General features: G+C 68.8%; 20 protein-coding genes. 12 read left to right on the forward strand and 8 right to left on the reverse strand.

The annotated features are described in order from the left end of the window. Position 1: 1 nt before the first annotated feature. A complete protein-coding gene (rplM, locus tag SNOV_RS11125) occupies positions 2 to 463 on the reverse strand; it encodes a 50S ribosomal protein L13 (RefSeq protein ID WP_013167026.1) in 462 nt (153 codons plus the stop codon). 254 nt (positions 464 to 717) lie between these two features. Between rplM and SNOV_RS11130 the strand changes: the two genes are divergently transcribed. Then, positions 718 to 1,158 carry a CoA-binding protein gene (locus tag SNOV_RS11130; RefSeq protein WP_041782195.1) on the forward strand — a complete coding sequence of 147 codons (441 nt, stop codon included), beginning with the start codon at positions 718 to 720 and terminating at the stop codon, positions 1,156 to 1,158. 4 nt (positions 1,159 to 1,162) lie between these two features. On the opposite strand, the gene SNOV_RS11135 is transcribed toward SNOV_RS11130, so the two are convergent. After that, positions 1,163 to 1,738 carry a tyrosine-protein phosphatase gene (locus SNOV_RS11135; protein WP_013167028.1) on the reverse strand — a complete coding sequence of 192 codons (576 nt, stop codon included), beginning with the start codon at positions 1,736 to 1,738 and terminating at the stop codon, positions 1,163 to 1,165. A gap of 186 nt (positions 1,739 to 1,924) precedes the next feature. Between SNOV_RS11135 and SNOV_RS11140 the strand changes: the two genes are divergently transcribed. The 6 genes from SNOV_RS11140 to SNOV_RS11160 all read left to right on the forward strand — a co-directional run bounded on the left by SNOV_RS11140 (position 1,925) and on the right by SNOV_RS11160 (position 8,876). Further along, complete coding sequence (locus SNOV_RS11140; protein ID WP_013167029.1) at positions 1,925 to 3,217, forward strand: O-acetylhomoserine aminocarboxypropyltransferase; 1,293 nt, start codon at positions 1,925 to 1,927, stop codon at positions 3,215 to 3,217. Positions 3,218 to 3,425: 208 nt separating this feature from the next. Beyond that, the gene (locus SNOV_RS22965) at positions 3,426 to 3,587 is read left to right on the forward strand and encodes a DUF1127 domain-containing protein (RefSeq protein WP_013167030.1); all 162 of its coding nucleotides are present in this window, start codon (positions 3,426 to 3,428) and stop codon (positions 3,585 to 3,587) included. A gap of 161 nt (positions 3,588 to 3,748) precedes the next feature. Next, complete coding sequence (gene trmFO, locus SNOV_RS11145; protein ID WP_013167031.1) at positions 3,749 to 5,179, forward strand: methylenetetrahydrofolate--tRNA-(uracil(54)-C(5))-methyltransferase (FADH(2)-oxidizing) TrmFO; 1,431 nt, start codon at positions 3,749 to 3,751, stop codon at positions 5,177 to 5,179. Beyond that, positions 5,176 to 6,249, forward strand: a complete 1,074-nt coding sequence (locus SNOV_RS11150; RefSeq protein WP_013167032.1) for a serine/threonine protein kinase — start codon at positions 5,176 to 5,178, stop codon at positions 6,247 to 6,249. The genes trmFO and SNOV_RS11150 overlap by 4 nt, the downstream gene beginning before the upstream one ends. Positions 6,250 to 6,474: 225 nt before the next feature. Next, positions 6,475 to 7,887 (forward strand): exopolysaccharide biosynthesis polyprenyl glycosylphosphotransferase, encoded by a 1,413-nt coding sequence (locus SNOV_RS11155; RefSeq protein ID WP_013167033.1) that lies wholly within the window; start codon positions 6,475 to 6,477, stop codon positions 7,885 to 7,887. Then, on the forward strand, positions 7,821 to 8,876 hold the full coding sequence (locus SNOV_RS11160) for a glycosyl hydrolase family 18 protein (RefSeq protein WP_081440971.1): 1,056 nt from the start codon (positions 7,821 to 7,823) through the stop codon (positions 8,874 to 8,876). Before SNOV_RS11155 ends, SNOV_RS11160 begins: the two co-directional genes overlap by 67 nt. On the opposite strand, the gene SNOV_RS11165 is transcribed toward SNOV_RS11160, so the two are convergent. From SNOV_RS11165 to SNOV_RS22635, 5 genes are all read right to left on the reverse strand, one after another. After that, complete coding sequence (locus tag SNOV_RS11165) at positions 8,877 to 9,725, reverse strand: FkbM family methyltransferase (protein WP_013167035.1); 849 nt, start codon at positions 9,723 to 9,725, stop codon at positions 8,877 to 8,879. Next, positions 9,694 to 11,070: a hypothetical protein gene (locus SNOV_RS11170; RefSeq protein ID WP_013167036.1), complete on the reverse strand. Its 1,377-nt coding sequence runs from the start codon at positions 11,068 to 11,070 to the stop codon at positions 9,694 to 9,696. The genes SNOV_RS11165 and SNOV_RS11170 overlap by 32 nt, the downstream gene beginning before the upstream one ends. After that, complete coding sequence (locus SNOV_RS11175; RefSeq protein WP_013167037.1) at positions 11,067 to 11,903, reverse strand: WecB/TagA/CpsF family glycosyltransferase; 837 nt, start codon at positions 11,901 to 11,903, stop codon at positions 11,067 to 11,069. Before SNOV_RS11175 ends, SNOV_RS11170 begins: the two co-directional genes overlap by 4 nt. Before the next feature lie 23 nt (positions 11,904 to 11,926). Then, a complete protein-coding gene (locus SNOV_RS11180; RefSeq protein ID WP_013167038.1) occupies positions 11,927 to 12,778 on the reverse strand; it encodes a polysaccharide biosynthesis/export family protein in 852 nt (283 codons plus the stop codon). Positions 12,779 to 12,983: 205 nt separating this feature from the next. Further along, positions 12,984 to 13,406 carry a hypothetical protein gene (locus SNOV_RS22635; RefSeq protein WP_013167039.1) on the reverse strand — a complete coding sequence of 141 codons (423 nt, stop codon included), beginning with the start codon at positions 13,404 to 13,406 and terminating at the stop codon, positions 12,984 to 12,986. 102 nt (positions 13,407 to 13,508) lie between these two features. On the opposite strand from SNOV_RS22635, the gene SNOV_RS11190 reads away from it, so the two are divergent. Both SNOV_RS11190 and SNOV_RS11195 read left to right on the forward strand, forming a co-directional pair. Then, positions 13,509 to 14,801 (forward strand): lipopolysaccharide biosynthesis protein, encoded by a 1,293-nt coding sequence (locus SNOV_RS11190; RefSeq protein WP_013167040.1) that lies wholly within the window; start codon positions 13,509 to 13,511, stop codon positions 14,799 to 14,801. Positions 14,802 to 14,931: 130 nt separating this feature from the next. Next, positions 14,932 to 17,049, forward strand: coding sequence for an exopolysaccharide transport family protein (locus tag SNOV_RS11195; protein WP_013167041.1), 2,118 nt, complete (start codon positions 14,932 to 14,934; stop codon positions 17,047 to 17,049). Here SNOV_RS11195 and SNOV_RS11200 read toward each other — a convergent pair. Further along, entirely contained in the window at positions 17,034 to 17,945 is a 912-nt protein-coding gene (locus SNOV_RS11200; RefSeq protein ID WP_013167042.1) for a LysR family transcriptional regulator, read from the reverse strand. The genes SNOV_RS11195 and SNOV_RS11200 overlap by 16 nt on opposite strands. Before the next feature lie 161 nt (positions 17,946 to 18,106). On the opposite strand from SNOV_RS11200, the gene SNOV_RS11205 reads away from it, so the two are divergent. From SNOV_RS11205 to SNOV_RS11215, 3 genes are read left to right on the forward strand one after another with little or no spacing between them, the layout of a single operon-like run. Next, entirely contained in the window at positions 18,107 to 18,865 is a 759-nt protein-coding gene (locus SNOV_RS11205) for an SDR family NAD(P)-dependent oxidoreductase (protein WP_041782198.1), read from the forward strand. Beyond that, positions 18,859 to 19,578 (forward strand): SDR family NAD(P)-dependent oxidoreductase, encoded by a 720-nt coding sequence (locus SNOV_RS11210; protein WP_013167044.1) that lies wholly within the window; start codon positions 18,859 to 18,861, stop codon positions 19,576 to 19,578. The genes SNOV_RS11205 and SNOV_RS11210 overlap by 7 nt, the downstream gene beginning before the upstream one ends. Positions 19,579 to 19,598: 20 nt before the next feature. Next, positions 19,599 to 20,375 (forward strand): creatininase, encoded by a 777-nt coding sequence (locus SNOV_RS11215; RefSeq protein WP_013167045.1) that lies wholly within the window; start codon positions 19,599 to 19,601, stop codon positions 20,373 to 20,375. The last annotated feature ends 9 nt before the right edge of the window (positions 20,376 to 20,384 follow it).

Here is a 20,384-nt window from a genome sequence, read left to right on the forward strand (position 1 = left end):
GTCAGATCCCCACATTCTTGCGGTTGAGCGCGGCGACGTCGAGCGTAACCGGCTGCTGAGCCTCGTGCGGGTGGCTGGCACCCTTGTAGACGCGCAGGTTGCCCATCAGCTTGCGGCCGAGCGGGCCGCGCGCCAGCATGCGCTCGACCGCCTTCTCGACCACGCGCTCGGGGAAGCGGCCTTCGAGGATGAACTTCGCGGTCCGCTCCTTGATGCCACCCGGGAAGCCGGTGTGGTGGTAGTAGACCTTGTCGTTGCGCTTGTTGCCGGTCAGCACCACCTTGTCGGCGTTGATGACGACGACGTTGTCGCCGCAATCGACGTGGGGGGTGTAGGTCGGCTTGTGCTTGCCCTTGAGACGGGTGGCGATCAGAACAGCCAGACGGCCGACGACGAGGCCGGAGGCGTCGATCACGACCCACTTCTTCTCAACATCGGCGGGCTTTGCCGAATAAGTCTTCATGGGAATGTCCATTGGCAAGGGTGCGGAGAGCCCGCACGTCTTCGTGGCGGGGCTTCTACCCGAGACGCCGCGCAACGTCAATGTGTAAGGATCACGAATAACACTTAGAAATCAATAGCTTGGAAAATAGGTACTTTCGTACCTTGTCCTAAGTCCTTGAAAATCGCGTTTCCGAGTGCCGTTCATGGCGCCGCCTCTTCGCTTTGGCACGGTCGCGTCCCATATGGAAGGACCCGACAATGCCGGAAACGCCGATGAACCACGATCATTACGACGACGCCTTCATCGCCGACTGGCTCGGCAAGGTCCGCACCATCGCCGTGGTCGGCGCCAGCCCGAACCCGGCGCGGCCGAGCCACGGCGTCGCCAACTTCCTCGCACGCCACGGCTACAAGGTGTTCCTCGTAAATCCCGGACAGGCGGGCAAGGAGCAGAACGGGCTCACCTTCTATGCCCGCCTCGCCGACATCCCCGAGCCTGTCGACATGGTCGACGTGTTCCGCGCGCCAGAATATCTCGCCGGCGTGGTCGACGAGGCGCTTGCCCTCTCACCCCGGCCGAAGCTGATCTGGAGTCAGCTCGGCGTGCGTGACGACAAGGCCGCCGCCAAGGCAGAAGCGGCCGGCGTCGCGGTGATCATGAACCGCTGCCCCGCCATCGAGATTCCCCGCCTGCGGCTGCCGGCGGCGCAGTAGCCGCTCAGCTGTCGGGATAGCCGAGGCTCGGCTCCAGCCGCTCGAACGTCTCGTCCATCGCATAGAAGGGCGCGAAGGGCAGGCTGATATGGCCGAACAGGAGGGAGAGCTGCAGCTCGGCGGTGAACTCGTCCACCTTCTTGATCGCCGCGAGATACAGTGCCGCGGCAAGGCCCGTCCGGTCGGCGCCGGAACGGCAGTGGATCAGGATAGGGCGCGGCGCATCGGCGAGCACCTCGAAGAAAGCCGCCACCTGCGCATCGGTGAGCTCGCGCGACGCCAGCCAGGGCAGGTCGATGAGCTTCACATTGGTCTCGGCGGCGACGCGCGCTTCCTCACGATACCAGGCGCTGTATGCGTTGCGCCCCCGCAGGTTGACGATGGTGCGGATGCCGCGGCTCTCGATCACCTCTTGCAGCTGGGCGGAGGAAAGGGTGGCGGAGCGGTAGAGCTCGCCCTCCACCACCGTGTGCAGATTGCCGTTCGCATAGGCCCAGCCGGCATAAAGCCCGACCAGAACGAGACCGCCGGCGAGCCCGCGCGTCAGCCAGCGCCGCCATATGTTCAACCTGCCCTGCATGTCCCCTGCCCCTCGAAAGCAGCGGCACGCTAGAGCGGGTAAGCTGTCGGCAAGCTGTCAGCGCGGCGACCAAAAACAACAGGGTCGGCCTGCTGTTTATTTCTTTTGCCAATGATCTTGCGTTTTTTACCGGCACGGCGACACTGGTAATAAGGCCCCATCCATGAGCGCCGACAGGAGACCCCGATGACCGACGCCCCGCAGCACGCTCCCGGCTTCGCCACGCTCGCCATCCATGCCGGGGCCCAGCCGGACCCGACGACCAAGGCGCGGGCGACGCCGATCTACCAGACCACCTCCTTCGTGTTCGACGATGTCGACCACGCCGCCTCGCTGTTCGGGCTCAAGGCGTTCGGCAACGTCTACACCCGCATCGGCAACCCGACCAATGGGGTGCTCGAGGAGCGCGTGGCGGCACTCGAGGGCGGCACGGCGGCGCTGGCGGTGGCCTCGGGCCATGCGGCGCAGCTGCTCACCTTCCAGACCCTGCTGGCCCCAGGCGACGAGTTCATCGCCGGCAGCAAGCTCTATGGCGGCTCGATCAACCAGTTCAACCACGCCTTCAAGAGCTTCGGCTGGAACGTCGTCTGGGCGGATACCGACGACATCGCCTCCTTCGAGCGCGCGGTCTCGCCGCGCACCAAGGCGATCTTCGTCGAATCCATCGCCAATCCCGGCGGCATCGTCACCGACATCGCGGCGATCGCGAAGATCGCCAAGCGCGCCGGCGTGCCGCTCATCGTCGACAACACGCTGGCGACGCCCTACCTCATCCGCCCCTTCGAGCACGGCGCCGACATCATCATCCATTCGGCCACCAAGTTCCTCGGCGGCCACGGCAACTCGATCGGCGGCATCCTCGTCGACGGCGGCTCGTTCAACTGGCTGCGCGACGGGCGCTATCCCTTCCTGTCGCAGCCGCGGCCGGAATATGAGGGCATCGTCCTCGGCGAAGCCTTCGGCAATTTCGCCTTCGCCATCGCCGCCCGCGCGCTCGGCCTGCGGGACCTCGGACCGGCGCTCTCGCCCTTCAACGCCTTCCTGATCCTCACCGGCATCGAGACGCTGCCGCTGCGCGTCCAGCGGCACTGCGACAACGCGCTGGCGGTGGCGAAATTCCTCGCCGAGCACCCGAAGGTGTCCTGGGTCAGCTATCCCGGCCTGCCGGGCGACCGCTACTACAACCTCGCCCAGCAATACACGCCCAAGGGCGCCGGCGCGGTGTTCACCTTCGGGCTGAAGGGCGGTTACGAGGCGGGCGTGGCTCTGGTGTCGAGCGTGAAGCTGTTCTCGCACCTCGCCAATATCGGCGACACCCGCTCGCTGATCATCCACCCGGCCTCCACCACCCACCGCCAGCTCGCCGAGGAGCAGAAGATCGCTGCCGGCGCAGGACCGGACGTGGTGCGGCTGTCGGTCGGCATCGAGGACGCCGCCGACATCATCGCCGACCTCGATCAGGCACTGGAAAGCGCCTGATTCAGGCCACCTTTGCCCGCCAGACCCGCCGATTGTGAATGAATTGTGCAGCGCGTCATGCAGGCGACGCAGGGCTGGAATGCGGTATAATTCCTACCAAATGAGCAGGTTGTCGAATATCTAGGCAGCAGGATGCTTAACGGACGTGCAGCTACTCGGGGTGCCGAGAGGCCGCGAACCGTTTGCCGATAACTGATGGAGAAACGACATGCTGCTCTGGGGCCTTGTTGCCAAGCAGATCCGCCGCTGGCAGGCGTACCGCCGCACGATCCTCGAGCTGTCGCAGCTCGATGACCGCACGCTCGCCGACATCAACGTCTCGCGTGGCGAGATCGTCAACGTCGCGCGCCGGGCTGCTGCCGCGGCCTGAGCCGCGCGCACCGACGCGTCGCACAGACTATCTGTGACGAAACGGCCCCGGATGTCCGGGGCCGTTTCTTTTTTGCCCCCGTTCCGTGCTAAGGCCGCGCCGGAGAGGCGGCGGCCGCGCCGTCGCCATGAACCAGACGCAGGCATGGGCATCACGCCGTCATGAGCAGCACGCATAGGGGTCCTGTCCACGTCATCGGCGGCGGTCTCGCCGGCTCCGAGGCCGCCTGGCAGCTCGCGCGGCGCGGCGTCTCGGTGGTGCTGCACGAGATGCGCCCCGAGCGCGGCACCGACGCCCACAAGACCGACGATCTCGCCGAGCTGGTCTGTTCCAATTCCTTCCGCTCCGACGACGCGCAGAACAACGCGGTCGGCGTGCTGCATGCGGAGATGCGCCGGCTGGGCTCGCTGATCATGGCCTGCGCCGATCGCCACCAGATCCCCGCCGGCGGCGCGCTGGCGGTCGATCGCGACGGGTTCTCCGCTGCCGTTACCGAGGCCATCGCCTCCCGTCCCGAGATCACGGTGGAACGCGGCGAGATCGCCGGACTGCCGCCGGAGGACTGGGATTCGGTGATCGTCGCCACCGGCCCCCTCACCTCGCCGGCGCTGGCCGAGGCCATCCGCGCCCGCACCGACGAGCGCGCGCTCGCCTTCTTCGACGCCATCGCGCCGATCGTCCATTTCGATTCCATCGACATGGACGTGTGCTGGTTCCAGTCACGCTACGACAAGGCGGGGCCGGGCGGGACGGGGGCGGACTACATCAACTGCCCGATGGACAAGGAGCAGTACGAGGCCTTCGTCGCCGCGCTCATCGCCTCCGACACCGTGCCGTTCCGCGAGTTCGAGAATACGCCCTATTTCGACGGCTGCCTGCCCATCGAGGTGATGGCGGCGCGCGGCCCGGAGACGCTGCGTCATGGCCCGATGAAGCCGATGGGGCTGACCAACGCGCACAACCCGACGGTGAAGCCCTACGCCGTCGTGCAGCTTCGCCAGGACAATGCGCTCGGCACGCTGTTCAACATGGTCGGCTTCCAGACCAAGACGCGCCATGGCGAACAGACGCGCCTGTTCCGCATGATTCCCGGGCTGGAGAAGGCCGAGTTCGCCCGGCTCGGCGGCCTTCACCGCAACACCTACCTCAACTCGCCCAAGCTGCTCGATACGACGCTGCGCCTAAGGGCCGAGCCGCGCCTGCGCTTTGCCGGCCAGATCACCGGCTGCGAGGGCTATGTCGAGAGTTCCGCCATGGGCCTGATGGCCGGCCTGTTCGCCGCGGCCGAGCAGCGTGGCGAAACCCCGGCCCTGCCGCCGGCGACCACCGCGCATGGCGCGTTGCTCAACCACATCACCGGCGGGCATATCGAGACGGTGGAAGCCGGCCCCCGCTCCTTCCAGCCGATGAACATCAATTTCGGCCTGTTCCCGCCGCTCGACGCCAACCCGACGCGTGACGCCGAGGGCAACCGCCTGCGCGGCACGCAGAAGACCGTCGCCAAGAAGCAGGTGATGGCCGCCCGCGCGCTCAAGGACATGGACGACTGGGCGGCACGCCACGCCGATCCCTCGCGCGAGGCCGCCGCGTGACCCGACCCGTTCCGCCGCGCGGCGCCTTCGAGCTCGACACGGTTCTGAAGCGCGACACCTTCTCCACCATCGAGCGCGGCTTCTGGCGCGACGAGGCCGGCAACGCGTTTCCGGCCGTGCGGCGCAACTATGCCGAGGTTAAATGGTGGGTGAAGCCGCTCGCCCGCCATTTCGCCAAACGTGAGGCGCGCGCCTTGCGGCAGGCCGAAGGCAGCGGCCACACCGTGCCGGTCTACGCGCTGGAGGAAGGCCACCTCGTGCGCGGCTTCGTCGACGGCATCCCCTTGCAGATCGCCAAGCCGCGCGGCGATGTCGCCTTCTTCGCCTCGGCGCGGCGCGGCCTGCGCGAGATCCACCGGCGCGGCATCGCCCATAACGACCTCGCCAAGCCGCAGAACTGGCTCTACGCCGCGGACGGACGGGCAGTGCTGATGGATTTCCAGCTCGCCATGGTGTTCGCGAGCCGCGGCAAGCTGTTCCGCATCGCGGCTTACGAGGATATCCGCCACTTCCTCAAGCAGAAGCGCAGCTACTGCCCGGAGGCGCTGACCCCGCGCGAGAGGAAGATCCTCGCCCGCAAGAGCCTGTTCAACCGCATCTGGATGAGCAGCGGCAAGAAGCTCTACAACTTCGTCACCCGCCGGCTGCTCAACTACCACGACACGGAAGGCCGCGGCCCCCGCGCCATGGAGCAGGGCCCGCGCATCGCCGCGACGCTAGCCGCGACGCCCGGCGTCAGCGCGGTGCACATCTGCGATTTCCCCACCGCCGGCCACAGCTTCGGCCTCTACGCCTTCGTCGAGGCCGAGCCTTCCGTGACCGAGGAGGCGCTGCGCGCCCGCCTCGCGACCGGCCTGCCGGACATCCTGGCCCCCGAGCATATCCAGACGGTTCCCGCCCTGCCCCGCGACACTGAGGGCGCCGTGCGCGACGACCTGCTGCGCCTCGTCGCGCTCAACCAGATCGACCAGCTCGGCCTGCTGCCGCGCACGCCGGAGCAGGAGGCGATGCTCGCCGGCATCATCCGCGACCGACGCAATCTAAGCGACCGCGTGCGCGGGGGAATCTAGCCTAACGGAATCCTTCCGCTACCTTCGGCATGTAGCAGGCGGGATAGACCAAATGGTAATTCACCGTGACATAGAATGCCCTGACGATGGCGTTCGAACCGGCGCGGTGATGTCACCTTCATGCATGGCACTATCCCTCCTCTCCCGCGTGCGGCGGTCGGGGCGGCTGACCCGTCCGGCCCCGCTGCAGCCGGCGAGCTTCCGCTCGTTTTCGGACGCCGCACCATGACCGGCTGGACGCATGGCCTGATCAACCGGCTGGTCATCCTTTGCGACCTCGCCATGATCCTGCTGGCCGCCATCGTCTACTACGCGATCTGGCACGTCTTCAGCTGGACCCAGATGGGCGTGCTGGGCCTCATCGGCGCCGCCATCTACTGCACCGTCATGCTGTTCGGCTCGGCCTACCGGGTGGAGCACTACAGCCGGGCCCGGCGCCAGATCGTCCAGGTCCTCGTCGGCCTCGTGCCGGCCCTGCTCGCCATCTTCCTCGTCTACTACGCCCTCGTGCCGCCGCAGCCCGGCGATCCCGAAGCCTTCGGGCCCTGGGCTGCCCTGACGCTGATCGCGCTGCTGTTCGGCCGCCTCGTGCTGGTGCGGGCGGGCATCGCCTGGGTGAACGCCCGCAAGCTGCTGGTGCGCAACACCGTCGTCATCGGCGACCTCGACCGCGCCTATGCGCTGATCGAGCGCTACCGAATCGATGCCGATTCCACCGGGCTGCTGTCCTTCGTCGGCGTCTTCCGCGATGGCGGGCGCGAGGCGAGCGAGGCCGAGCAGGCCGGTGACGACGTGCCGCCCGCCCTCGGCGACATCGACGACCTGCTGGAAATCGCCAAGGCCGGCATGTTCGATCTCGTCATCGTCACCCGCGGCTGGGACGACATGCGCGCCATCGGGAGCCTCGCCCGCAAGCTGCACCGCGTCGCCACCGACGTCATGGTGGAGATGGAGCCGGGCGTCTTCTCCACCGCGACGGCGCGCGTCACCCACATCTCCGACCTGCCGGCGCTGCAGATCCAGCAGCGCCCGCTGAAGGGCTCGCTCGGTCTGCTCAAGGCGCTGGAGGATTATTCCATCGCCGCGGTCGGGCTCCTGGTCTTCTCGCCCGTGCTGCTGCTGGCCGCGCTCGCCATCAAGCTGGATTCGCCCGGCCCCGTGCTGTTCCGCCAGGCCCGCGTCGGGCTGAACCGGCGCGAATTCATGGTCTACAAGCTACGCACCATGCGCTTCGATCCGCAGGACGACGGCTCGATCGGCGCCGTGCGCGCGGACCCACGCATCACCCGTATCGGGGCGCTTTTGCGCAGCTTCTCCATCGACGAGATCCCCCAGCTCCTCAACGTGCTGCGCGGCGAGATGTCGGTGGTCGGCCCGCGCCCGCATGTGCCGAACATGCTCATCGAGGACAAGCAGTACGAGGCGATCAGCGACTATGTCGCGCGCTACCGCATGAAGCCCGGCATCACCGGCTGGGCGCAGATCAACGGCATGCGCGGCGGCATCCATACGGTCGAGAAGGCCGCGCGTGGCGTCGAGCTCGACCTCTACTACATCGAGAACTGGTCGATATGGTTCGACATCCGCATCATCCTGCTGACCATGACCAAGGGCCTCGCCGACACGTCGGCGTTTTAAGGTCGGGCGTTCTGACACTAGCCCTCGTCGCCCTCGCGCTGCTCCTCGCCAGCGGGCGGGCGCAGGCGGAGGCCGGCCGGCCGTTCCTCGCCTATCATGCGAGCTGGTACGAGGTGCCGGCGACGCGGGCGGAAGAGACGACCATCGCCCGGCTGCCAGGCTATCTCACCCATGTCGCGCTGAGCTTCGTGAAGCCGGACCTCGCCTACAAAGGCGGCCTCGACCTCACCGGCACGGGCCTGCAATACCCCTATTCCGGCGCCGTGCTGAAGCACGCCATCGCGCTGCTGAAATCGCGCCTGCCGGATATCCGCGTGCTGCTGGCGGTGGGTGGGGCGACCTATCACGGCTGGGACAAGCTCGACGAGGCGGCGCTGGCGCGTCTGGTGCGCGACCTCGGCGCCGACGGCGTCGACTTCGACTTCGAGCCGGCCGACCCGCGCTGCATTTCCGTGCAGGGGCGGATGCGCTGCGCCGACGACGCCCTCTCCGTCAGCCTCGTGCGCCGCCTCCGCGCCGCGCTGCCGCGGCCGGCGGTCCTCAGCGCCGCCGGCTGGAGCGTCGGCGCCTATGGCGAGGGCGCCTTCGCGAGCGCGCCGCCGCGCAGCCCGTGGACCGGCTCGATGCTGGCGGTGCTGCGCTCACCGGCGGCGGCCGAGCTCGATCTCGTCTCGATCATGAGCTACGACGCCGGCCCGTCCTATCACCCGGCGCAGGCTTTCCGCGCCTATCGCGCGGTGTGGAAGGGGCCGCTGGCGCTCGGCATCGCCGTGATGCCTTCGACCAATGGCGGCCCGCGCTTCACCATCGACACCACGGCCAAGACGCTGGCCGGCGTGCTGTCCGATCCCGGCGCGGGCGCCATGCTCTACGCGCTGCGCGAGGAGCCGCCCGGCCCGCCGGGACCGGACAATCCGGACTACCGCTCGCTCGCCGCGCTGATCTGCGTCACGCTGGAGAAGACCGACTGCGCCGCGCCGATGCCGTGATCAGTGCAGCGCCGCGCCGCCGCCATGGCGGGCGACGACATTCATGAACTCGGTCGGGCGCGTCGTCAGCGGCTCCAGTTCGCCGTCGTCGGAGAGGCGGTAGAAGCCGTAGCCCTGCGCCGCCAGCGCGTTCCATGCCGCGCTCGCATCACCGCGCGCCTTCATCAGCGTCGGGCAGTTCATCTCGAAGATGACGGTCGGATGGTAGGCCGCCAGCGTCTCGCCGGCGCCGGCGATCACCTGCCCTTCCGCGCCCTCGACGTCGATCTTGATGCAGTCGACGCGCGGCAGGCCGAGCTCGCGCACGAGGAGATCGAGCGTGGTGAGTTCGACCGTCTCGGTCTCGGAATCCGTGCCGTCGCTGATCAGCGAGAAGGCCTGCGGGTCGTGGCCGAGCGGGTTGTGGAACAGCGCCGCGCGTCCGGGCGCGTCGGAGAGCGCCTTATGGACCAGCGCGACATTGGTGAAGCCGTTGAGCGCGACATTGGCGTCGAGCTGGCGGCGGGCTTCCTCGCCCGGCTCCACCGCGACGACACGCGCCGCGCGCGGCGCCGCCTTCAGCGTGAACAGGCCGATATTGGCGCCGACATCGATGAACACGTCGCCGGGACGCACGAAGTCCTGGAGATAATTCAGCTCCGGCTCGACCGCATCGCGCAAGAGGTAAGCCGTGACCGAGGTGAAGCGCATGTCGGAGGGCACGCGCAGCCGCGCGCCGGGCACCAGCTCGAACACCGGGCTGCGCCCCAGCGCCACGTTGATTGCCCAGCTCACGCCGCGACCGATCACGGTCAGGGGTGCGCGCCGGAAGGCGGGTTCATGCAGGAGTTTGGCGACGCGCCGCAGCATCTGTGGTCCTGACGCGGTGAGGATTGACGGTGAAGCTTATGGGGCCGGCCGGCGCCGGTGTCGAGGGAGGGCGCCGGCGCTCGCGCGCGAGATAGACCGCGAGCGCCATGACCACGCCGAGCTCGCCCGGCGTGAACACCAGCGAATAGACCGCCGAGGTGGCGAGCATGTAGAGGATGTAGTCGCCGAGCGCGAGCGCCATCGGGTCGTCCTCCAGCCCCCGCGTGACGCGCACCACGGTCAGGAAGCCCCAACCGTACAGCGCGGCGAGCAGCAGCGCCCCGAGCAGCCCGTATTCGAACGCGACGCCGAACCAGCCGAGGTCGGCGACGTAGAAATTGCTGTTGCCGACGATCTGGGCGAGCGTGATGCTGCCGAAGCGGGTGGTGGCGCCGACGCCGAACAGCCAGCGCCAGGGATCGTCGCCGAGGAAGTTGCCGGCCAGCGCCAGCGAGGTCTGGCGCACGGTCAGCGAGCCGCCGAGCGACTGCACGAGGCCCTCTGCGTTCCGCAGCACGAAATAGCCGATGGCGAGCGGCACCACCGCCAGCATCAGCCCGGTCACAAGCAGGCGCAGGCGCGGCGCCATCGACACGACCACCGCATAGACGCAGACGAGCAGCGCCCCGCCTATGGCCGCACGCTGCTTATAGATGACCAGCAGCAGCACGAAGCCGGCGAGGATCGCCAGCGGCGTCAGCACGTCCGGCCGCAGCATGAAGCGGCGCGTCAGGTAGAACAGGAACAGCGTGCCGAAGAACATCGGCATGTAGATGCGGTAGCCGCGCTCGTCCTCGACCATGAACAGCTTGCCGAGCTCGGGATTGTTCACGTACCAGCTCGTCGGCACCAATAGCCACAGCACTAGCATGAGGATGAAGGTCGTCGCCCCCAGCCACACCAGCACGCTCCGGGTACGGGCATAGCTCGGCGCCAGCCAGAAGAGGAACGCCGACAGCGCGAAGTAGTAGCTGAGCGGCCAGACCTTCACCGTCGTGGTCAGCGCGTCGATCAGCCCGTTGCCGAGCTGGAGCATCGAGACGAAGGGCGTGAAGCCGATCGTGTAGGCGAGGAAGGCGAGGTAGAGGTGCCGCGCCGGCAGCCGCAGCCGCACCAGCCCGTAGAGACTGAACGGCAGCATGAGCAGCGGCCACGCCTTGGAGAGCAGGTAAGGCGGGGCGAAGTCGTGCAGATAGTAGAAGCTCTGGGCGAAGAGCGGCAGGACGAACACCAGCGCCGCCGTCGTCAGCGGAGCGGAGAAGCGCTCGGTGGAGAGCGGCTCGGCCACGGGCACGAAGGCACGCGGCAGCGTCACCACCGCTCTGCGCTTGCCCGCCCCGTTCATCGCCGGTCCTTCTCCCGTTTCATGCCATAGGCCGCCGGGTTGAGCCGCGCCGCCAGCGCGATCCACAGCACCGGTAGGGAGTCGACGAAGACGCGCCGGGCATGGCCGACGGGATTGAGCGCCAGCCGGTGCGCCCATTCAAGCCCGGCCCTACGGATGTATTCCGGGGCGCGGGTGGTCAGCCCGGTGGCGAAGTTGAGCGCGCCGCCGACGCAGAGCCCGGTGCCGACCGCGCCGCCATGCTGCCAGACGCGGTAGGCGAGATATTCGCCCTGCGGCGTGCCCACCCCGAAGAACACGTAGCGCGCGGGATGGGCGAGGATGAAGTCGACGCAGGTCTCGACCTCCTCCGGCCGCTCGATGAAGCCCATGGGCGGGTTGTGATGGGCGATGCAGCGCAGGCCATAGAGGCTTGCAAGGCGCTTCGGCACCTCCTCGCTGCCGCCGATCACCGCCACCACGTCGTCCGGGCCGATATGGCGCTGGAGCAAGGCGGCCGTGGTGTCGCTGCCGGCCGCGTGCGGGAGGTCGAGCCCGAACAGCAGCTTCGCCAGCGCCCGCGGCACCTGCCCGTCGAGCAGCCGCATCCAGGCATGGGCGTAGACGTCGCGGAAGCGCGTGTCGTCCAGGAGGTGGATGCGGGTGAAATGCGCCGCATTCGGCGTCACCACATAGGCGAAGGGCGCTCCCGGCGGGCGGGCGGCGATCCGCGTCGCGGCCTGCCCGGCGTCGAGCCGCGCGACCGGCACCCCGAGATAGGTCACTTCGGGAATTCCGGCGGGTGGCGGGACGTCGACGCCCGCTTGCACCTCGTCGCCCGTTCCCGCCGTCATCGGTGCCGATCCTCGCCAGCCAATCAGAACGTCGTGCCCTGCGTGCCCAGCGTATAGTTGAAGGTGCGCTGGAAGGGCACCACCTTCTCGATGAACTGGTCGATCCAGACATTGAGCTCGGAGATCGAGCTGCGCGGCACGTAGATGATGTCGCCGGAGGCGAGCTGCACGTCGTCGAGCGTGAAGCCGGTCTGGATGATGTCCTTGACGTTGATCAGGCGCAGCATGGGCAAATTGTCCGGCCCGCGGCGGATGATTGCCACCTGCCCGGTGCGGGCCTCCTCGGTGAAGCCGCCGGCGGTGAGGATGCTCTGCAGCGTGCCGTTGCGCATCTCCGAGAGATTGTACGGGCCGGGCCGCTCGACCATGCCGCCGATATAGACCTTGGCGGAGACCGCCTCCTCCAGCGAGATCACCACCTTCTGGTCGGTGAGCTCGACCTTGGAGGCGCGGCGCACCGATTCCTGCGCCGCCGCGAGGGTCAGGCCCTCGACGCGCAATTGCCCGATGGCGCGCGGCGCGATGGTGCCGTCCGGGGCGACGGTCAGGTCCTCGTCCATCTCGCGGGTGAGGAAATACTTGATCTTCAGCTTGTCGCCCGCGCCGAGGCGGTAGGCCGGCATCTGGCTGCTCCACGGCCGGAACCCCGTCGGGTTCGATTCGGTGAAGCGCAGCTCCTGCCCGGTGGTGAAATAGTCGTTCGGCCCAACGGGCTTGCCGACCGAGCCGGTGGTGTCGCTGGTCTGGCAGCCGGCGAGCAGCAGCGCCGCCGCCCCCGCGCAGGCGAGCCGGCTCCACATCTCGCGCACGCGGCCGCGCACGGCCGGCGGAAATGCAGGAGCGGCGGCTTCTTCGCCGCGCAGGCTTACGCGCATCACTTCGGCTCCTGATCGAACCCGTTCGGACCCGACCGCGCCGGCGCCTCCCGAACGGCGGTCCGGCAGGCAGGACGCAGGATTCGGCTCGGGCGAGCGGGTCAACGTGGCAGGGCAAAACCTAAACGAACGCGGTTAATGGAGCGTTTATTGGTTAATAGATTGATATTGAAAACATAACCGGCCGGGGCAGAGGGCCCTGCCCCTAACCCTTCCGGCAGGTCACGCGCGCCCGCGGCGCCTTGCGGTAGAACGGCACGAGCTCGATGCGCTCGAGGTTGCGCCAGAGCACGCTCTGGCTCGGCGGGCACAGGTTCATCACCGCCGAGGTCGGGTTGCCCTTCCAGTCGTCGGGCACATGGATCATGACCGAATAGGTGCCGAGATAGAGCTCGGGCTCGTTCGCCCACCAGCGGCTCGGCAGCACGCTTCTCACATAGTCGCGGATCGCCAGCCGCGGGTCGAACGGACGCGGGTCGATGGTCGGATCGACGTCGAAGGCCGGCAGGTCGCCGAGGCCTAGCTGCGCCGGCGCCGGGGTACCCGACAGCGTCGCGAGCAGCACCGCCAGCGCGGCGCTCCGGGGGCGCCAAAAGCCGCTTGCGGCGGCGCATCGCGCATGGTTCATGCCGGTGATGCTCCTCGCGCGAATCCTCCGACGGCGCTGGCGCCGCATATGCCACGGCCGCCGGCGCGTGTCTCGCGCCGCCTGTCACGCCGGTTGACGCGCATGACCCTCGCGCAAGCCCCCTCCCTGCGCCGGCTCGTCGCCACCTACGCCCCCTATGCCGGCGGGCTGATGGCGCGCGGCGTCGAGTTGGTGGCCAAGCTCGGCCTCTACATGCTCGCCGCCCGCATCCTCGGGGCGCATGAGGCCGGCCTCTACTTCCTCTGCATGACCTGGGTCGGCCTCGCCGCCACCATCGCCCGCGCCGGCTTCGAGAAGGCGGTGGTGCGCCACATGGCCGGCGACGTCGCCGTCGGCCGGCTGCCGCAGGCGCGCGCGGCCATGCTCACCGGCTTCGGCTGGACCGTCGTCGGCAGCCTCCTCGCTACGCTGGCGACGCTGCTCATCGCCGCGCCGGCGGCGATCCATATCTTCGACGATCCGGACCTGACGCGGCCGCTGCTGATCGCCGCCACCGCCATCGGCCCGCAGGCGCTGTGCTATTTCGTGGCCGGGGCGCTGTTCGGCTATGGCCACAGCGTCGCCGGGCAATGGGTGCAGAACGCGAGCTGGCCGGCCTTCGCGCTGCTCGCCATGCTGGCGGGCGTGCATTCGCTGGACGGCATGCTCTATGCGCTCGCCCTCTCCAACCTCGCCTCCGCCATTCTCGGCATTGTGCTGGTCGCCCGCGCCCGGCCCGTGGTCCCGGCCGGGGCGGAGCAGATCGACGCCGACGCCCTTCCCGCGCTGTGGCGCACGGCGCTGCCGCTCGGCATCGTCGAGGTGGTGCAGGTCTCGCTCAACTCGATCCCGCTGCTGCTGCTCGCGGCCTTCGCCACCGCGGCCGACGTCGGCGCCTTCAGCGTGGCGAGCCGCCTGTCCATGCTGATCTGGGTGGTGATCATCTCCATCGGCGCCATCGCCGCCCCGCGCTTCGCCGCCCTGCACCGGCTCGGCGACTGGGACGCACTGCGGGCGCAGAACCGCCGCGCCCGGCTGCTGGTCGCCCTCTGTGCGCTGCCGCCGATCGCGCTGATGATCGCCTTCCCCGCCCCGCTGCTCGCCCTCATCGGCCCGGGCTTCGAGGTGGCGGCGACGGCGCTGGTCATCATGTGCCTCGGACAGCTCATCAACGCCCTGCTGCCCTGCCAGGACATCATGCTGGCCATGACCGGCCATGGCGGGATCCTGCGCTGGCTGAACGCGGCGCAGCTCGCCGTCTGCGCGCTGGCCGGCGCGGCGCTGGTGCCGCTCCTCGGCATGAACGGCGCGGCGATCCTCACGGCGCTGGTCATCGTCCAGGGCGCCATCGGCACCGCCTGGATGGTGCGCCGCCTGATGCCGCAGGCCTTCTGACGCAATCTGTTACCTGCCAAGGGCCGGCGTTTACCGCCCATTAGGGCTAACAGGGCAAATTCGGTCTATTCTCCAAGGGCAGGCCTTGCAGGGCCTGCCCTCTTGTCCGCCGCGACGAACAGGATACCGAATGTCGATGACGGGCGCTCATGCCGCCGAGATTGACGGCCCGGCACCCGCCGTGCGGTCCGGGGCATGGTCCGCGACCTTCACCGCCCGCGACTTCCTCATCGCCGCCTTCTTCCACATCCGCATCGTCATCCTCGCCGCGCTGGTGCCGATCCTCGCCGGCATCGTCGCCGCGACGCTGACCAAGACCGAATACACCGCCTCCAGCCTGGTCATGGTGTTGGTCAGCCGCGAGGTGACCAACCAGCAGAGCCTCACCGACAGCGGCCCGGCGGTGATGTCCATCGAGGGGCTCAAGCAGGTCGAGTCCGAGGTGCAGATCATCGAGAGCGCGGATGTCATCCGCACGGTGATCGAGGACATCGGCATCGACCGGCTGTTCCCGCCGAGCCCGCTGTCGCAGCTGCGCGACCTGTTCGGCAGCGCCAGCCGGATGGACCGCGCCATCGAGCGCTTCCGCCGCGACCTCAATGTCGGCGTGCTCAACGGCTCGAACGTCGTCGAGATCGCCTTCACCCATCCCATCCGCGCGCTGGCCGTGGAGACGACCGACAAGGTGGTCGAGGTCTATCTGGCCCGCCGGCGCGTCATCATGCAGAACCCCACCGCCCGCTTCCTGCAGGTGGAGGTCGAGCGCTTCAAGCGCGAGCTCGGCGAGACCGACGCCGCCGTCGAGGCGCTCAAGAGCCGGGTCGGCATCATCGATTTCAGCCAGGACGCCGTGCTCGCCGCCAACCAGGTCGACGCGGTGGTGCAGCGCCGCCGGCAGGTGGCCGAACGCCGCGTCGCCGTCACCAGCCAGATCGCCGAGGCCGACAAGCAGCTCAAGGAGCTGCCGGAGACGGTGTTCGACTTCAGCCAGAAGAGCGACAACTCCGGCAATGACGACGACAACAACACGCTGAGCCGCCTCTTGATCGAGCGCGATCGCCTGTCGATGCAATATGCGCCGGGCGGCTCGATGATGCGGGAGATCAACCGCAAGATCGAGACCATCCGCCAGCAGATCGCCTCGCGCAACCAGCGCCTCTACGAGACCAGTCGCGACGTCCGCAACCCGTCCATCGCCTATCTGAACAATCTGGTGCTGTCGCTGCGCATCGAGGCCGACGCGCTCGGCCAGCAGGACCGCGAGCTCGCCGACCAGCAGCAGAGGGCCGAGAAGCGGCTTGCCGAGCTGCGCTCAGCCGAGACCGAGCTGGTCGAGCTCAACCGTCGCCGCGACACGCTGAACGACAGCTACCGCGAATATCTGCGCCGGGCCACCGCCGCGCAGATCGAGGAAGCCGCCGCCGCCGAGCGCGAATCCAGCGTACGGCTGATCCAGAATGCGGGGGACGCCGTCACCAGCCGCAACATGCGCCTGCCCTATCTCGGCGCCGGCCTGCTCGGCGGCATCCTGTTCGGCGTCGCCGCCGGCGCCGTCGCCTCCGCCCTGCGCTCGAACTTCATCATGCCGCACGAGGCCGAGCGGTCGCTGGAACTGCCGCTCATCGGCGAATACGCCAGCCGCACCGACACCGAGCCCGGCGCGGCCGAGCGGCAGGTCAGCGGGCTCACCGCCTTCCTGCTCGACACCGAGGTCGACGGAAAGCCGCTGCGCAGCGTGCAGTTCCTCGCCACCGACCCCGACGAGGCGCTCGCGCCGCTCACCCGCGCCATCGCCGCCGAGATCACCCAGCAGCGCGGCCTGCGCACGCTGTTCGTCGACCTCACGGCGCCGCCCGCGCCGGGCGAGGATGCCGGCGCGCGCGAGACCGGCGGCCTCCATGTCGCGCCGACCGAGGTGCCGCTGCTCTGGGCCCTGCGCGACCGCGCCCGCTCGCCGCTGCTCGACATCCGCCTCGCCATCGCCGAGGCGCAGCGCCTGATCGGCGAGCTCGGCGAGACCTTCGAGGCGGTGGTGGTCTGCGCCACCGCGCGCGATTCCGCCGCCATAGGCCACCGCTTCATGCCGCTGGTCGACGGCAACGTGCTGGTGGTGCGGGCGGAGAAGACCCGCAAGGCGGCGACGCTGGCGCTGCGCACCAGCGTCATCGAGGCGGGCGGCGTGCCGCTCGGCTTCGTCTTCCTCGGCCGCCGCTATATCCTGCCGAACTGGCTCTACCGGCTCACCTGAGCGCCCGCCTGCGCCTTCAATTCGCGAACGAAGGCGTTGATCAGCGGCTGCTCGCCACCGCGCCGGCGCGTGGCGACGAAATGCGCGGAATCGAAGCCGTAGGCTTCCGGCTTCAACACCCGCATCTGTCCGCGCGCGCCCCAGTCCTCGCCGATATGGCGCGGCAGGTAGCCGATGAAGCGGCCCGACAGGATCATCATCACCTGCGCCTCCATCTGCACGATGGCGGCGCTCGCGCGCGGATGGTTCACCCGGTAGAGGTCGTCGAGATGGCGATAGCCGCGCACCGAGAACAGCGCCTCCTCGATGCGGGCATGGCTGATCGCGGACGCCGGCAGGTCGAACAACCTGTGGCCGCGCCCGCAATAGAGCGCCTGCGGCTCGCGGTGCAGCGGGACATAGGCGATGCCCGGCACCTTCTGCGACAGCGGCCCGACCACGACGTCGCGGGCGCCGTCCATCAGCGCCCGTTCGAGGTCGTGCGGCGTGCCGAGCTCGAGATCGACGAACACCTCGGACGCATAGTCCATGTAGCGCGACAGCGCCGTCTGCAGCCCGAGCTGCGGGTTGGTCACCACGCCGTCGACGATGCCGATGCGCAGCCGGCCGACGAGCCGGCGCTGGTCGCGGCCGATGCGGCCGTGGAAGGCGTCGATGTCCTCGAACAGCCGCTTGGCGGCAGTGAGCGTCGCTTCCCCGAACGGCGTCAGCCGGAAACCGGCCCGCCCGCGCTCGCAGAGCTGGCCGCCGAGCTTGCGTTCGAGTGCCGCGAGATGGGTGGAGAGCGTCGATTGCGAGAGGTTGAGCGCGATCTGCGCGTCATGGAAGCCGCCCTCCTCCGCCAGCACGACGAAGACGCGCAGAAGGCGCAGGTCGATATTGTCGAGGCGGCGCATGGCGCGGGGAGCTCACATCGAGAATTGCCGATACATCCTTCCACTAAATCCTATTTCTCCCGAACTGTCTCTGCGCCAGCATGGCACCGTCCCCCGAGGAGAATTGCCGTGTCTGGCCACTGCCTCTCACCCCGCTCCTCCCCCCGTTGCGGGTGCACGGCATGACCCTCGGGGGACTGTCCGGCCGCGTGGTGCTGGTCACCGGCGCCAGCCGCGGCATCGGGCTCGGCATCGCCCGCGCCTTCGCCGCCGCCGGGGCGGAACTGCATGTGCTCGCCGACGACGAGGCGGTGTTCGACGTGGCTGCGACGCTCGGCGCGCGCGGCCACCGCGCCGACATCACGCGCGGCGTGGACCTCGCAGCGGTCGCCGCCGCCCTCCCGCATCTCGACGTGCTGGTGAACAATGCCGGGCTTGAGCTGGTCACCCCGCTCGACGATGCGAGCCCCGAAAACGAGGCGACCTTCCGCCGGGTGGTGGAGATCAACGTCGTCGGTACCTTCCTCGTCACCCGCGCGCTCAGCCCGAAGCTCGGTCATGGCGGGCGCGTCATCAACACCGCCTCGCTGTGGTCGCGCAGCGCCGAGGCGCTCTTCAGTGCCTATGTCGCCTCCAAGCATGCGGTGATCGGCCTCACCAAGACATGGGCCAAGGAGCTCGGCCCGCGCGGCATCACGGTGAATGCGGTCTGCCCCGGCTGGGTGCGAACCGAGGCCTCGCTGCGCTCGCTGCACGCCATGGCGGCGCGCACCGGCATCGCCCCGGAGGTGCTGCTCGACGAGATCGTGGCAGCGCAGATCCTGCCCGGATTCATGGACCCGGACGACATTGCCGGCACCTACCTCTTCCTCGCTTCCGACCTCGCGGCCAATATCACCGGCCAAAGTGTCGGAGTCGATCGAGGAGAATTCCCATGGTAGCGCCCCATCAGGGTCTGAAGGTGGTGGTCACCGGAGCCGCGAGCGGCATAGGCCGCGCGAGCGCCGACGCGCTGGCCGCTGCCGGTGCGAAGGTGGTCGGCTTCGACCTGCACCCGCCGGAGACCGCCAGTTCCTGGCCGACCATCCTCACCAACGTCGCCGAGGAGGGTGCGGTGGTCGGCAGCATGGAGGCCGCCGTCTCCGAGCTCGGCGGTCTCGACGTGGTGGTCAACTGCGCCGGCATCTGCATCGAGACGCCGCTCGCGGCCTTCGACGTCATGGCCTATGAGCGCATGGCGGCGGTCAACATACGCGGGCCGATCCTGACGGCGCGCGAGGCGCTGCGCCATTTCCGCGGCGACGGGCCGGGCCGCATCATCAACATCGCCTCCGAGCTCGCCTATCTCGGCCGCGCCGGCTTCTCCGGCTATGCCGGCACCAAGGGCGCCGTGCTGGCGCTCACCCGCTCCTGGGCGCGCGAGCTGGCGCCGAAGGTCCTAGTCAACGCCATCGCCCCCGGCCCGGTCGACACGCCTCTGCTCGATTACGCCAATCTCAGCGAGGAGCTGAAGCGGCTGGAGGTCTCCAACCCGCTCGGCCGCCTCGGCCGGCCGGAGGAGGTTGCGCAGGCGGTGCTGTTCCTTGCGAGCCGCGCCACCGGATTCATCACCGGCCAGTGCATCAGCGTCGACGGCGGCGCAGCGATGCACTGAGCCACCCACAGGGGAAGACAATGGTCGACAGCGTGCGTCTCGACGAACTGAGCTGGCCGGAATTCAAGGCGAAGGTAGCGGCCGGCGCGCCGGTGCTGCTGCCGCTCGGCTCGACCGAGCAGCACGGGCCGCATCTGCCGCTCAATGTCGACGTGGTGCTGCCGACCGGCGTGTGCGAGCGCGTGGCGCGCGAGGTCGGCGGCCTCGTCGCCCCGACGGTCAACTATGGCTGCAAGTCCATGCCGCGCTCGGGCGGCGGCGAGCAGTTCCCCGGCACGCTGAGCCTCGACGCCAACACCTTCGCCCTCGTGGTGCGCGACGTCATCCGCAATCTCGTCCGCCAGGGCGTGCGCCGGCTGGTGGTGGTGAACGGCCATTACGAGAATTGCTGGCCCTCGGTCGAGGGGCTCGATCTCGCGCTGCGCGAACTGAAGAGCGAGGGCGTCGACGACCTCGTGGTGATGCGCCTCGAATATTGGGACTTCGCCCAGCGCGCGACGCTCGACAGACTGTTCCCGGAAGGCTTCCCCGGCATCGACCTCGAACATGCGAGCCTGCTGGAGACGTCGCTGATGCTGGTGCTGCGCCCCGAGCTGGTCGAGATGGACAAGGCGCCGACCGACGGGCCGGCCAAGTTCCCGCCCTATGACCGCTTCCCGGTGCCGGACGATTTCGGCCTGCCGCCTTCCGGCGTGCTGGCGGTCGCCACCGGCTCCACGGCCGAGAAGGGCGAATGGCTGATGGCGGACTACGTCACCCGTATCTCCGCCGCCATGCGCAAGGAATTCGGGATGTGAGCGTCCGCC

The organism is Ancylobacter novellus DSM 506 (assembly GCF_000092925.1).
GTDB lineage: Bacteria > Pseudomonadota > Alphaproteobacteria > Rhizobiales > Xanthobacteraceae > Ancylobacter > Ancylobacter novellus.

What these genes read in the sequence shown, in the direction of transcription:
- rplM (WP_013167026.1), bottom strand. Translation starts at nt 463, where the DNA reads ATGAAGACTTATTCGGCAAAGCCCGCCGATGTTGAGAAGAAGTGGGTC.
- SNOV_RS11130 (WP_041782195.1), top strand. Translation starts at nt 718, where the DNA reads ATGAACCACGATCATTACGACGACGCCTTCATCGCCGACTGGCTCGGC.
- SNOV_RS11135 (WP_013167028.1), bottom strand. Translation starts at nt 1,738, where the DNA reads ATGCAGGGCAGGTTGAACATATGGCGGCGCTGGCTGACGCGCGGGCTC.
- SNOV_RS11140 (WP_013167029.1), top strand. Translation starts at nt 1,925, where the DNA reads ATGACCGACGCCCCGCAGCACGCTCCCGGCTTCGCCACGCTCGCCATC.
- SNOV_RS22965 (WP_013167030.1), top strand. Translation starts at nt 3,426, where the DNA reads ATGCTGCTCTGGGGCCTTGTTGCCAAGCAGATCCGCCGCTGGCAGGCG.
- trmFO (WP_013167031.1), top strand. Translation starts at nt 3,749, where the DNA reads ATGAGCAGCACGCATAGGGGTCCTGTCCACGTCATCGGCGGCGGTCTC.
- SNOV_RS11155 (WP_013167033.1), top strand. Translation starts at nt 6,475, where the DNA reads ATGACCGGCTGGACGCATGGCCTGATCAACCGGCTGGTCATCCTTTGC.
- SNOV_RS11160 (WP_081440971.1), top strand. Translation starts at nt 7,821, where the DNA reads ATGGTTCGACATCCGCATCATCCTGCTGACCATGACCAAGGGCCTCGC.
- SNOV_RS11165 (WP_013167035.1), bottom strand. Translation starts at nt 9,725, where the DNA reads ATGCTGCGGCGCGTCGCCAAACTCCTGCATGAACCCGCCTTCCGGCGC.
- SNOV_RS11170 (WP_013167036.1), bottom strand. Translation starts at nt 11,070, where the DNA reads ATGAACGGGGCGGGCAAGCGCAGAGCGGTGGTGACGCTGCCGCGTGCC.
- SNOV_RS11175 (WP_013167037.1), bottom strand. Translation starts at nt 11,903, where the DNA reads ATGACGGCGGGAACGGGCGACGAGGTGCAAGCGGGCGTCGACGTCCCG.
- SNOV_RS11180 (WP_013167038.1), bottom strand. Translation starts at nt 12,778, where the DNA reads ATGCGCGTAAGCCTGCGCGGCGAAGAAGCCGCCGCTCCTGCATTTCCG.
- SNOV_RS22635 (WP_013167039.1), bottom strand. Translation starts at nt 13,406, where the DNA reads ATGAACCATGCGCGATGCGCCGCCGCAAGCGGCTTTTGGCGCCCCCGG.
- SNOV_RS11190 (WP_013167040.1), top strand. Translation starts at nt 13,509, where the DNA reads ATGACCCTCGCGCAAGCCCCCTCCCTGCGCCGGCTCGTCGCCACCTAC.
- SNOV_RS11195 (WP_013167041.1), top strand. Translation starts at nt 14,932, where the DNA reads ATGTCGATGACGGGCGCTCATGCCGCCGAGATTGACGGCCCGGCACCC.
- SNOV_RS11200 (WP_013167042.1), bottom strand. Translation starts at nt 17,945, where the DNA reads ATGCGCCGCCTCGACAATATCGACCTGCGCCTTCTGCGCGTCTTCGTC.
- SNOV_RS11205 (WP_041782198.1), top strand. Translation starts at nt 18,107, where the DNA reads ATGACCCTCGGGGGACTGTCCGGCCGCGTGGTGCTGGTCACCGGCGCC.
- SNOV_RS11210 (WP_013167044.1), top strand. Translation starts at nt 18,859, where the DNA reads ATGGTAGCGCCCCATCAGGGTCTGAAGGTGGTGGTCACCGGAGCCGCG.
- SNOV_RS11215 (WP_013167045.1), top strand. Translation starts at nt 19,599, where the DNA reads ATGGTCGACAGCGTGCGTCTCGACGAACTGAGCTGGCCGGAATTCAAG.